Origin of the sequence: Amycolatopsis oliviviridis (genome assembly GCF_014654365.1) — a bacterium.
In the GTDB taxonomy this organism is placed as follows: domain Bacteria; phylum Actinomycetota; class Actinomycetes; order Mycobacteriales; family Pseudonocardiaceae; genus Amycolatopsis; species Amycolatopsis oliviviridis.
The window spans coordinates 387,851-400,309 of record NZ_BNAY01000009.1 but is presented as its reverse complement, the minus strand read 5'-3'; the positions used below and the strand labels follow the sequence as shown (position 1 = coordinate 400,309).

10 protein-coding genes are annotated in these 12,459 nt (G+C 70.1%); 6 read left to right on the top strand and 4 right to left on the bottom strand.

The annotated features are described in order from the left end of the window. Positions 1–14: 14 nt before the first annotated feature. From IE302_RS34030 to IE302_RS34010, 5 genes are all read left to right on the top strand, one after another. Entirely contained in the window at positions 15–1,229 is a 1,215-nt protein-coding gene (locus IE302_RS34030) for a PucR family transcriptional regulator (protein WP_191258546.1), read from the top strand. A gap of 321 nt (positions 1,230–1,550) precedes the next feature. Next, complete coding sequence (locus IE302_RS34025; RefSeq protein ID WP_191258545.1) at positions 1,551–2,483, top strand: ACP S-malonyltransferase; 933 nt, start codon at positions 1,551–1,553, stop codon at positions 2,481–2,483. Beyond that, positions 2,480–3,463 (top strand): beta-ketoacyl-ACP synthase III, encoded by a 984-nt coding sequence (locus IE302_RS34020; RefSeq protein WP_191258544.1) that lies wholly within the window; start codon positions 2,480–2,482, stop codon positions 3,461–3,463. Before IE302_RS34025 ends, IE302_RS34020 begins: the two co-directional genes overlap by 4 nt. Before the next feature lie 68 nt (positions 3,464–3,531). Next, positions 3,532–3,777, top strand: a complete 246-nt coding sequence (locus tag IE302_RS34015) for an acyl carrier protein (RefSeq protein ID WP_004559006.1) — start codon at positions 3,532–3,534, stop codon at positions 3,775–3,777. 40 nt (positions 3,778–3,817) lie between these two features. Then, entirely contained in the window at positions 3,818–5,068 is a 1,251-nt protein-coding gene (locus IE302_RS34010; protein ID WP_191258543.1) for a beta-ketoacyl-[acyl-carrier-protein] synthase family protein, read from the top strand. 174 nt (positions 5,069–5,242) lie between these two features. Here the strand turns inward: IE302_RS34010 and IE302_RS34005 are convergent, their stop codons facing one another. The 4 genes from IE302_RS34005 to IE302_RS33990 all read right to left on the bottom strand — a co-directional run bounded on the left by IE302_RS34005 (position 5,243) and on the right by IE302_RS33990 (position 10,610). Beyond that, positions 5,243–7,603 (bottom strand): cation-translocating P-type ATPase, encoded by a 2,361-nt coding sequence (locus IE302_RS34005; RefSeq protein WP_191258542.1) that lies wholly within the window; start codon positions 7,601–7,603, stop codon positions 5,243–5,245. A gap of 66 nt (positions 7,604–7,669) precedes the next feature. Next, positions 7,670–8,263, bottom strand: a complete 594-nt coding sequence (locus tag IE302_RS34000) for a hypothetical protein (protein WP_191258541.1) — start codon at positions 8,261–8,263, stop codon at positions 7,670–7,672. Between the two features lie 42 nt (positions 8,264–8,305). Further along, positions 8,306–8,809 carry a DUF3145 domain-containing protein gene (locus tag IE302_RS33995; RefSeq protein WP_091599164.1) on the bottom strand — a complete coding sequence of 168 codons (504 nt, stop codon included), beginning with the start codon at positions 8,807–8,809 and terminating at the stop codon, positions 8,306–8,308. A 328-nt stretch (positions 8,810–9,137) separates the two neighbouring features. Beyond that, positions 9,138–10,610, bottom strand: coding sequence for a S8 family peptidase (locus tag IE302_RS33990; protein ID WP_191258540.1), 1,473 nt, complete (start codon positions 10,608–10,610; stop codon positions 9,138–9,140). A gap of 194 nt (positions 10,611–10,804) precedes the next feature. On the opposite strand from IE302_RS33990, the gene IE302_RS33985 reads away from it, so the two are divergent. Next, a complete protein-coding gene (locus IE302_RS33985; RefSeq protein ID WP_191258539.1) occupies positions 10,805–12,316 on the top strand; it encodes a hypothetical protein in 1,512 nt (503 codons plus the stop codon). Positions 12,317–12,459 lie beyond the last annotated feature (143 nt).

Genomic DNA, 12,459 nt, shown 5'->3' with positions numbered 1-12,459 from the left:
AGGATCGGCTGACCATGGCTGATGCGACTTCCGGACGGCGTGTGCCCAAGCACCACGGGCTGTCCGCCAAGACCCTCCGGCGGCTGGAGCACGCCTCCGGCCGGCTCGCGAGCGCGAGCGTCGCGGTGATGGAAGAGCGGCTGAGCTGGTTCGCCCGCCTTCCCGCCGACCAGCGCGCGAGCGTCCTGTTGATCACCCAGGCGGGTGCCGCCGGTTTCGTCGACTGGCTCCGCGACGCGAAGGAGGCGCTCTCCCTCACCACCGAGGCGTTCCGCGAGGCGCCCGCCGAACTCTCCCGCTGGGTGAGCCTGCGGCAGGCGGTCGGCATGGTGCGGCTGGCGATCGAGGTGTTCGAGGAGCAGCTGCCCGAGTTCGCCGCGAACGAGGCGGAACGCGCCGCGCTGATCGAGGGGATCCTGCGCTACGGCAGGGAGATCGCGTTCGCCGCCGCCAACTCCTACGCGGCCGCCGCCGAGGCGCGCGGCGCCTGGGACGCGCGACTGGAGGCGCTGGTCGTCGACGGCATCGTCCGCGGCGACGCCGAGGAAGCGGTGCTCTCGCGCGCCGCCGCGCTCGGCTGGGATCCGGCCGCTCCCGCCACCGCCCTGGTCGGCACCCCGACGTCGGACGACCCGCCCGCCGTCGTGTTCGAGGTGCGCAGCCGCGCCGCCCGGGTCGGACGGCCCGTCCTGCTGTCGGTGCAGGGGTCGCGGCTGGTCGTGGTCGTCGCCGGGCCCACCGAAGGCAGCGTCAAGGACCGCGAGATCCTCACCAAGCTGTCCGTCGCCTTCGCCGAAGGCCCGGTCGTCGCCGGACCGACGGTGCCGACCCTCGCCGAGGCGCACCACAGCGCGACCGAAGCGCTCTCGGGTCTGCGCGCCGTCGTCGGCTGGCCCGGCGCACCGCGGCCCGCGAGATCGATCGACCTGCTGCCGGAACGCGCGCTGTCCGGCGACCCCGAGGCCGAACGCCTGCTCGTCGAGCAAATCGCCCGGCCACTGGAAGAGGCGGGCCCGGCACTGCTGCGGACGGTGGAGACCTACCTCGACAGCGGCGGCGTCCTGGAAACCTGCGCGCGGACGCTGTTCGTGCATCCGAACACCGTCCGGTACCGGCTGCGGAAGGCGGCCGAACTCACCGGCCGCCACGCGGCTGAATCTCGCGACGCCTGGGTGCTGAAGGTGGCGCTGACCGTCGGGCGGCTGGCCCGGGCCCGCGGCCTCTGGTGACGGCCGTCGTGATCGGGCACCGCACACGCGTGATCGGACACGGAACCCGCGTGATCAGAGACGGAACTCGCCTGAGTTCCGCCTCCAATCACGTGAAATCGGCTCCCGATCACGCGAATGACGGCCTCCGGCACAGACTCCGGTAAACCCGTTGGTAACTCTGCGCAGTGACGGACTTCATAGGGAAAGCTGGTTGAACCCGACAAGGCTTTTGGGTTAAGCGCGGAGATCAGGAAGGCGCTTTTGGAGGGTTCCGACAATTACGCTGGCAGGACTTGGTGAACGTCGGCATCACGACCATGGTGGCCGAGAGTGTTCTCTATGGGGGTGACAGTTGCAGTCCTCGCCCCCGGTCAGGGTTCCCAGGCCCCAGGCATGCTCACCCCTTGGCTCGAGCTCGATGGCGCCCGCGCGCGCGTCGAAGCCTGGTCCGAGCGGGCCGGTCTCGACCTGATCCGCCTCGGCACCGAAGCGGACGCCGAAGAGATCCAGGACACCGCGATCACGCAGCCGCTGATCGTGGCGCTGTCACTGCTGGCGTTCGAGCACCTCCAGCGCGAAGCCCCGGTCGCCGCGGACTCGCCGGTCGCCGGGCACTCCGTCGGCGAACTGGCCGCCGCCGCCATCGCCGGGGTGCTGAGCCCCGAGGACGCCGTCGCGCTGGCCGCCATCCGCGGCGCGGAGATGGCGAAGGCGTGCGCGCTGGAGCCCACGAGCATGGCCGCGGTCATGCTCGGCGATCCGGAGCAGGTCGTCGCCTGGCTCGACGGCCACGGCCTCGCCGCGGCGAACCGCAACGGCGCCGGCCAGATCGTCGCCTCGGGCGCCGCCGCCGCGATCGAGAAGATCGTGGCCGAGCCGCTCGAGGGCACCAAGGTCCGCGCCCTCAAGGTCGCGGGCGCGTTCCACACCGCCTACATGGCACCCGCACAGGAAGCGCTGGCCGCGCAGGCTGCGAAGATCACCCCGGCGGACCCCACGCGTCCGCTGCTGTCGAACGCCGACGGACAGGTCGTCACCAGCGGGGCCGAGTACCTCGACCGGCTGGTCAAGCAGGTCACGAGCCCGGTGCGCTGGGACCTGACCATGGACGGTCTGGTCTCCGCGGGCGTCACCTCGACGCTCGAACTACCGCCGGCGGGCACGCTGACCGGGCTGGTCAAGCGGCAGCTCAAGGGAACCGTGACCACCACCATCGCACTGAAGACGCCCGCCGAGCTGGCGAAGCTTCAGGGGCAGGAGGACGCTTCGTGACCGACCGATCCACCTTGCGGCAGGCGCAGGGCGCCGCCGGGAGCCGCATCCTCGGTGTCGGGAGCTTCCAGCCCGAGAAGATCGTGACCAACGACGATCTCTCGAAGATCATGGACACCAACGACCAGTGGATCCGCGAGCGGGTCGGCATCGTCGAGCGCCGGTTCGCCGAGAAGGACGAGTCGCTGGTCGACATGGCGGTCAAGGCGGGCACCGCCGCGCTGGCAGACGCCGGGGTGGATCCGTCCGAAGTGGACACGGTCATCCTGCCGAACTGCACGATGCCCACGCAGATCCCGAACGCCGCCGCCCAGGTCGCGGACCGGATCGGCATCACGCATCCGGCCGCGTTCGATCTCAACGCCGCCTGCGCCGGGTTCTGCTACGGCCTCGGGGTCGCGTCGGACCTCATCCGGGCGGGCAGTGCGAAGAAGGCGCTCGTCATCGGCGCCGAGAAGCTCACCGACCACGTCGACCCGGTCGACCGCGCGAACGCGATCATCTTCGCCGACGGCGCGGGCGCGGCGGTGGTCGGCGCGGCCGACACCGCGCAGATCGGGCCGGTCGCCTGGGGCAGCGCGGGCGAGCACGTCGACCTCATCTACATGCGCGACGACAAGTGGATCTACCAGGAGGGCCAGTCGGTCTTCCGGTGGGCGACCACGCAGATCGCGCCGATCGCCTTGCACGCGCTGGAACTGGCCGGGCTCGAACCGTCCGATGTGGACGTCCTGATCCCGCACCAGGCCAACCTGCGCATCGTCGAGGCCATCGCCAAGAAGCTGCGGGCCAAGGGCGCCCGCGAGGACATGGTCGTGGCCGACGACATCAAGTACTCGGGCAACACCTCGTCCGCGTCCATCCCCCTCGCGCTGGACCACATGCGCAAGGCGGGCACCGCGAAGCAGGGCGACGTCGTGCTCGCCGTCGGCTTCGGGGCCGGACTCTCCTACGCGGGCCAGGCCTTCATCTGCCCGTGATGAATACTTCCCTCGCGGGCACCGTGTCCGCGAGGCAGCCGAAAGCATCACCGAGAAGGGAACAACCAGTGGCAGACAACGCAGAGATCCTCGCCGGCCTCGCCGAGATCGTCGAAGAGGTCGCCGGTGTGGCGCAGGACGACGTGACCGCCGAGAAGTCCTTCGTGGACGACCTCGACATCGACTCGCTGTCCATGGTGGAGATCGCTGTTCAGGCCGAGGACAAGTTCGGCGTCAAGATCCCGGACGACGAGCTGGCGAACCTGAAGACCGTTGGCGACGCGGTGAACTACGTGTCGGCCAACTCCAAGTAAGTCCGACTTCTTGATTGGCGCCGACCTTGGGGAGACTCCAATGAGCAACATCGACGTCGTGATCACCGGGATGGGCGCGACCACGCCGCTCGGCGGGGACGTCGCGTCCACGTGGGACGGACTGCTCGCCGGGGCGAGCGGGATCCGCCGCATCGAAGCCGACTGGGTCGACGAACTCGAGCTGCCGGTGAAGATCGGCGCCATGCTCGCCGTAGACCCGTCCGAAGTCCTGCCGCGGGTCCAGGCCCGGCGGCTGGACCGCTGTGAGCAGGTGGCGATCATCGCCGCCCGCCAGGCTTGGGCGGACGCGGGTTTCGAGCAGCCGACCGACGAGCATCAGGATGTGGAACCCGAGCGCCTCGGGGTGACCATCGGTACCGGTGTCGGCGGTCCGGTCACCCTGATCTCCCAGAACGACCTTCTGCACAAGCAGGGACTCCGCAAGGTCTCCCCGCTGACCGTGCCGATGCTGATGCCGAACGGTCCCGCCGCGCACGTCGGGATCGACCTGAAAGCGCGTGCCGGTGTGCACTCGCCCGCGTCGGCCTGCGCGTCGGGCGCGGAAGGCATCGCCGCCGGCTACGAGATGATCCGCTCGGGCCGCGCCGACGTCGTGGTCGCCGGTGGGGCCGAATCGTGCATCCACCCGATCACCCTCGCCGGCTTCGCCCAGGCGCGGACGGTCTCCACCCGCAACGACGACCCGACGAAGGCGTCCAGGCCGTTCGACGTGAACCGTGACGGTTTCGTCCTCGGCGAGGGCTCCGGTGTCGTGATCCTGGAGCGGGCGGACCGCGCCAAGGCCCGCAACGCGCGGATCTACGCGCAGCTGAGCGGGTACGGGATCACCTCGGACGCCTACCACATCACGGGCAACCACCCGGAGGGCGTCGGCCAGATCGCCGCCATGCGGCAGGCGATGACGATGGCCGGGGTCTCCCCGGCCGACGTCGGCCACGTCAACGCGCACGCGACCTCGACGGTCGTCGGCGACGTCGGCGAGGCCGCGGCGATCCGCAACGCCGTCGGTGAGCACGTCGTGGTGACCGCTCCCAAGGGCGCGCTCGGCCACCTGGTCGGCGGTGCGGGCGCGGTCGAGGGCATCGCCACGATCCTGGCGATCTACCACGGCCTGATCCCGGCGACGCTGAACCTCGAGGACCTGGACCCGAAGGTGCAGCTCGACGTCGTCTCCGGTGAGGCGCGCAAGGTCGAGCTGGGCGCGGCGATCAGCAACTCGTTCGGTTTCGGCGGGCACAACACGGCGCTGCTGTTCACTCCGGCGGCCTGAGGCTGTTCGTTTCGTTCGTAAGTACGTGAAGGCCCCCTTCACTGCGTTAGACGCGGCGAAGGGGGCCTTCACGTATTTCGGGCCGGGGCGTGGGCGGTCCATGAGCTGCAATGAAGGGGCCTTTCATAGCAAATTTTGCTATGAAAGGCCCCTTCATTGCAGAACCGGAGTGGGTCAGGCCTCCGAGCGCTTCACCAGATGCCGCCCGATCCACCAGGCCGCCTCCACCAGCACGATCCCGACAGCGGCACAGGCGAACGCCGAAAGCGTGTACGCGCTCACGCTCGGGTCCAGCGCGAAGAACTTCTGCGTGAACGGGATCAGGAACAGCGCGAGCGTCAGCACGACCATCCCGCCGATCAGCAGGATCTTCCACCACCGGTACGGCCGCGCGACGATCCCGAGCACCCACAGCGCGATCGTGATGAGCGTGATCAGCGCGGTCGTCCCCGCCTGGATCTTGTCCAGTTCGGACTGCCCGGATCCCTTGTACACCAGCAGGTAGCTCACGAAGGTCGCCGTGGCGATGACCAGTCCGGCGGGCACGGCCATCCGCATCACCCTGCCGACGAAGCCGGTGCGGGCGCGTTCGTTGTTCGGCGCCAGCGAGAGCACGAAGGCGGGCAGGCCGATCGTGAACCAGGCGGTGATCGTGATGTGCCGCGGCAGGAACGGGAACGGCACCTGCGCGATGCCGACCATCAGCGCCAGCAGTACCGAGTAGACCGTCTTGGTGAGGAACAGGTTCGAGACGCGTTCGATGTTGCCGATCACCCGCCGCCCCTCGGCGACGACGTGCGGCAGGGTGGCGAACTTGTCGTCCAGCAGCACGATCTGCGCGACCGCGCGGGTGGCCGGGCTGCCGGCGCCCATGGCGACGCCGATGTCCGCGTCCTTCAGCGCGAGGACGTCGTTCACGCCGTCCCCGGTCATCGCGACGGTGTGGCCCTTCGACTGCAGCGCGCCGACCATCGCGCGTTTCTGCAGCGGCGTCACGCGGCCGAAGACGGCGCGCTCCTCCACGGTGTCGGCCAGCTTCTCGGCGTCCTCCGGCAGTTTCCGCGCGTCGACGGGCTTGTCCGCGCCCGGCAGGTCGAGGGTGCCCGCGACCGCGCCCACGGAGATGGCGTTGTCGCCGGAGATGACCTTGACCGCGACGTCCTGGTGCGCGAAGAAGTCCAAAGTGTCCTTCGCGTCGGGACGGACCTTCTGCTCCAGCACCACGAGCGCGACCGGCTGGACGTCGCCGGGGCCCTCCGCCGCGTCGACGGCCCGCTCGGCCCGGCCCAGCAGCAGGACGCGCAGACCGCGTGAGCCGATCTTCTCGGCCTCCGCCCGGTGCTCTCCCTCGGGCAGCAGGACGTCGGCCGCGCCGAGCACCCAGTCGCCGTCTGCGCCGAACGACGCGCCGCTCCACTTGCGCGCCGAAGAGAACGGCATGGTCGTGGTGACCCGCCAGCCCGGATCGGTCGGGTAAGCCTCGGCGATCGCCTGCAGGCTCGCGTTCGGGCGGGGATCCGCGGCGGCGAGCGCGGCCAGCACGTCGTCCACCGGGTGGCCCGGCGTGATCTCCCGGACCTCGGAGAGCCGCATCGCGTTCTCGGTGAGCGTGCCGGTCTTGTCCGCGCACACCACGTCGACCCGGGCGAGGCCTTCGATCGCCGGGAGTTCCTGCACGAGGCACTGGCGCTTGCCCAGCCGGATGACGCCGACCGCGAGCGCGACGCTGGTCATCAGCACCAGGCCCTCGGGCACCATCGGCACGAGCGCCGCGACCATGCCGCGCAGCGCGTCCGGCCACGCCTGGTCGCCCGCGAGCTGGTTGTAGATGGTCAGCGCGCCCGCCGGGATGAGCAGGTAGGTGATGAACTTGAGGATCTTGTCGATGCCCTGCCGCAGCTCCGACTTCACCAGGGTGAACTTGCTGGCCTCCGCGGCCAGTTTCGCCGCGTAGGACTCGTCGCCGATGACGTCCGCGCGGTAGGTGCCGCTGCCCGCGACGACGAAGCTGCCGGAAAGCACCTTGTCGCCGGGCTGCTTGACCACCGGATCGGATTCCCCGGTCAGCAGCGACTCGTCGACCTCCAGCGCGTCGGCGGTCAGCGCCGGCCCGTCGACGACGATCTTGTCGCCGGGCCCCAGCTCGACGAGGTCCCCGAGCACGACGTCTTCCGGGGCGATCTCGGCGCTCTTCCCGTCACGGCGGACGGTCGGTTTCGCCTGTCCGACGATGGCGAGCCGCTCCAGGGTCCGTTTCGCCCGGAGTTCCTGGATGATGCCGACCGCGCTGTTGACGATGATCAGACCGCCGAACAACCCGTCGATGAAGTACCCCGTCGACAGGATGAGCAGGAACAGCACCCCGTAGATCGCGTTGATCCGGGTGAAGACGTTCGCGCGGATGATCTCGCCGGTGGTCCGGCTGGTCTTCGTCGAGACCGTGTTGGTCTGGCCCGCGGCCACCCGCTGGGCGACCTCTTCGCTGCTGAGCCCCCTCGAGGCGTCGGTCAGCACGGCCGGCTGGTCAATTGCCATGCCCGCGACTCTATTCGGCCCCGGCTCACGCCCGCGTCAGCCTGGGGGACCATGTCGCCCCTTACTTCAGCATCTTTCGTGTTCGGGGTTCGTACCGCCGTCGGTGGTGTCTACGCGCCAGGAACCGCTCTCCAGCCGCAGCGGCAGCACCAGCCGCCAGCGGATGCACGCCTCCGGCAGATACACCGGGGCGTCTTCGACGTCCTGGGTGCTGGTGAAGGCGACGAGCACCCGGAGCGTGTTCGGCGCGCCGGGCTCGATGCGGTAGACGAGGATGCTGCCGTCCCGAGTGGACTGATAGTCCTTCTTCCACTCGGCCGGGGTCTTGGTCTTGGCCCGTTCGCGGCTGACCACCGAAGTCCACTTCGGATAGTCGCGATCGTTGATGGAGTCGAAATATCCCTGCAGCACCTGCCGGACGTTCTGGTACTGAGGATGCGCGAAGACGTCGGGCGTCACCTCGACGGCCTGCGAGCCGGGCTGCGCCCCCGGGGCGACCGACGTCGGCGAATCACTGACGAGCGGTTCGGTGGGCGCGGCCTCCGGACGGAGGTAGAGATCGCGTGCCAGCAGCCCGACGCCGACGGTCAGGGAGATCACGACCACGAGGACGGGGATCAGCCACCGCTGGCGAGAGAGGGGGCGAGGCTGGGCGGTCACCCTGAAAGGTTAGCCGCCCGCCTCTTCCGTCCTCACCGGCGTCTACCCGACTTGGTGCAGCCAGGTGACCGGGGCGCCGTCACCGGCGTGCCGGTACGGTTCGAGCGCTTCGTCCCAGTTGGCGGCGAGGAGCTCGTCGAGCTTGTGCGCCAGGGACTCACCGGTGCGGACCTTGCTCACGAGGGCGCGCAACTGGTCCTCGCCCACGACGATGTCGCCGTTGGCGCTGGTCCTGCCGTGCCACAGGCCGAGGCCCGGAGCGAAACAGAACCTTTCCCCGTCGACCCCCGCACTGGGCTCTTCGGTGACTTCGAACCGGATCATCGGCCACGCCTTGAGCGCGGACGCCAGCTTTCCGCCGGTGCCCGAAGGCGCACGCCATCCACATTCGGCGCGGAGCTGTCCTGGACTGGCGGGCTGCGCCGTCCACTTCAACTCGACTCGGGCACCGAGGGTGCCCGAAATAGCCCACTCGACGTGCGGACACACCGCAGACGGCGACGAGTGGACGTACACCACGCCACGGGTGTTGCCACGGGTGCTCACTGCTGACCTCCGCTACTCGACGAGGGGCGTCTTCCCCTACGACCTCGCGAGCTTTGCTGGTCAGGTGGCTCGTGCCGCCTCCCGGTACGCGTGAGCACATTGTGCACCCCAACTGTGCTGTTTGGCCACATGAACACCACAAGTCGCACCTGATTGGGACGCGGAACTCCTGCGAAAGCCCCCTTCTTCCGCTGGGCCGGGGAAAAGATCCCGTCACCCGGGTTACCCCGGGGACGGCAATTGTGCCGTCCGGTCCGTGAAGGCCTCCTTCCCTACCGTGAGAGCAGGGAAGGAGGCCTCCACGGACTTATGGCCAGAGCGACCCGGATCAGCCCTGGGCGCCGAGGGACTTCGCCGCGGCGAAGGTGTCCACCAGGCCGGTGCCCTTGTCGAAGCTCGACGTGTACGGCCCGGCCGCCACGTACGGCGAGCCGTTCGCGAACTTGTACGCCGTGCCCTTGATCGCCGCCTCGATGTCCGCCGGGCTCGCGTTCGGCGCGACCTGGAACAGCTGCGCGACGATCCCGGTGATCTGCGGTGCCGCCATCGAGGTCCCGCTGATCACGTTGTAGGTGGCCAGGTCCAGCAGCCCCGGGCCGTTCTTGGGCTGGAGGCCCTGAGTGCAGATCGGCTGCGTGGGGCGGCAGGACGAGAGGATGTTCTCCCCCGGCGCGGAAACGTCGGGCCAGCTCGACTGGCTGCTCTGGAGGCCGCGCGAGGAGAAGTCGGACACCGTGCCGTCGCGGGTGCCGGTCCCCTGGTCGTTGAACGACGCCACCGAGAGCACGCCCGGCGTCTGGTCCTGTCCCGGCGGGTTGGAAAGGTTCGCCGAACCGTCGCCGCCGTCGTTCCCGTTCGCCCACACCGTGACGACGCCTTCCGCGGCGAGCGCGCGCTGCAGCTTCACCGTCGCCGAGTTCGGGTCGAAAACGCCGCCACCGCTGGGGCCGTAGGAGTTGTTGGTCACCTTGATCGGCGGGCACACCGACGCCGCGACACCCGCGCCGCAGGGCGCCTTGTGGTTCTCCAGCACCCAGTTCAGCGCCGCGTCCGTGCCGAGTACGAGCAGCGCCGCCCCGGTCGAGACGGAGACGATCTTCGAGCCCGGTGCCGAGCCGCCGACCTTGGTGCCGTCGGTCAGCGTCAGCTGGTTCCCGGCGGCGATCCCGGTGACGTGCGTGCCGTGGCCGCCGAGGGAGAGGGTGTCGGTGTCGACGACGGTCGGGACGTCGACGATGCAGTTGGTCGCCGTACCGTCGAGACAGAGGCTCTTGAGGCTGCGCACCACCCGCGTCTTGCCGTCGGCGCCCTTGAAGGCCGGATGCGTCGGGTCCACGCCGGTGTCGATGATCGCGACGGACACGCCCCTGCCGTCCACCGGCGTGCCGGCCGCGTCCTTGAGCTGCGCCTGGGTCTGCAGGCTCCGGGTCGCCGTGGTGCCGGCGCTGCCGTGGGCCTTGAGCTTCTCGTTGCCTTCGACGTAGGTGACGCCTTCGGCTCCGCGGACCGCGCGCACCTGATCGGCGGTGCCCCGGACGGCGACGACGCCGATCTTGCCGAACGAGGTGATCTTCGCGAGCCCGGCTCCGCGGGCGGCGCGTTCGGCGGTGGCGACATCGTCGGCGTGCACGAGCGCGGTCACCCCCGTGGCGCCGGTGACGGCCGAGAGCAGGCGGGACAGTCCGGGGGCGACAGGTGCGAGCGGTCCCGCGGCCTGCGCGGGGACCATCCCCGCGACCGGGACGGCGAGCAGGGCGACGACGAGCGCGGCGCGTCGACGCCAAGGGCGAGATACGGCCATGACGTTTCTCCTGGTGACAGGGGACAAAGGAGCTGCGACCTACCAACGAGTAATACCCGAGTGAGTGACGGCGCTCACGCCGATGACAACTTCTCGGAGCAACATCACCGCGCCTACCTGCGACGTGTCTTCCCGTTAGTCCGGATGGAGGCGCTACTTTGTGCAGCGAGACCGACGAGATGGGGAGGGGTTCGGTGCGACTCGTTCGCCTCGCTCAGCAGCCGTCCCGGGTGGCCGAGGACGTCCGCGCCGCGCTGGCTTCACTCGGCCGGGGCAGCAACGTCGTGGGCGGGATCGCCCTGGTCGGCGCCAGCCCGGTCGAGGGACGGCCGGTCGAAGCCGTCGTCGTCATGCCGAAGGGCGTCCTCATCGTGATCGGCGTCGACCTGCCGGACCCGGCGCTGAAACTCGAGGCGCCGCTCGGCGGGCCGTGGAAGGCCGACGGCTGGCCGCTGGTCCACGGGGACACCTCGATCAACCCGGCCACCGACGCGCTCTCGCTGTCCGCCGCGTGCACGCACAAGATCGCGGACGTCGCCCCCGGCGCCGGGCCGATCGGCACGATCATCGCCGTCGGTCCCTACGTGGAGACGGTCGATCAGCCGCCCGCGGACCTTGCCGGCTCGGTCCGCGTCCTCTACCCGACGGCGACGACGATGCTCGCCGCGACGGTCTCGCTGGCCACCGCGGCCCGTCCCCGCTCGGTCCAGCAGGCGCGGGACCTGATCGCCGCGCTCGCCCCGGACGCGCCGCCGATGCCCGAGGAGATGTTGCTCGGGGAAGGGTTCAGCGCCTATTCCGACGACGAGCCGACCGTGGTCCGCGAGAACCCGCTCGTCGCGATCGCCCCGACGGTTCCGGTGCAGCATCCGGGAAAGGGGAAGAGACCGGCGAAACCCGCCGCTCCGCCCGCGCCTCCGGTCGAACCCGCCAAGCCCGTGCAGTCCGCGCCGCCCGCCCGGCCCGCGCCCCCGGCTCAGCCCCCTCGGCAGGCCGTCGCCGCGAAACCCGCTCCCCCGGTCCGGCAGGCACAGCCCCCAGCGGCCACTGCCGCCGCGGCACCCACTCCCGCTCCCGCCGAGTCTGCCCCGAAGAAGCCTCATCAGTCCAAGACGGTGAAGTGGCTCCCGCTCGCCGCGATCGGTCTGCTCGTCGTGCTGCTGATCGCCGCCATCAGCGTGGCCTCGGGCGGGGACGACACCGCTTCCACGCAGTCTCCCCCGCCGCCGACCCCGGCCACCAGTCCCCCGCCGCCGAGCAGCAGCGCGGTGGAGAACATCCAATTCACCTCGCGGGCGTCGGCCGCGGACCAGAAATGCGCGTCGCACGCGTACGGCGATGTCCAATCAAGCCTTCAGCAGACGAGTTGTTCCGCCGTGAAACGGGCCAGCTTCGCCAGTTCCGTCGACGGCCGGGCCGCCGCGGTCACGATCGCCGTCGTGGAGTTCCCGAACACCGAGCAGGCGACGGCGTTCAAGGCCGCGGCCGACAATCCCGGCGGTGGCGGCATCCTCGACGTCGCCACCGAGACCAATCAGTGGCAGGGCGACGTCCCGGTGTTCGAGGGCGCCGCCTACCAGAGCAGCCTGGACGGGAAGGCGGTCCGGCTGATCCAGGTGGTGTGGGTGCCGGGACCGTCCACTCCGGACGATCCCGGCCTGGTTCGCGCCGCGAAGGCCGCCCTCGAACTCCCTGTGAACGGTTAGGTCGTGTCCTGTGAGTCTGTTCGATGGGCTTCGTGATCCAGGTGGCTCCCTGACGGTGCGGGCGGATCGGCCTCGTACCGGGTTGTACTCGGCCGCATCCGCCCGTGCCGTCAGGGACCACCTGGGCGCGAAGACCGCGAACA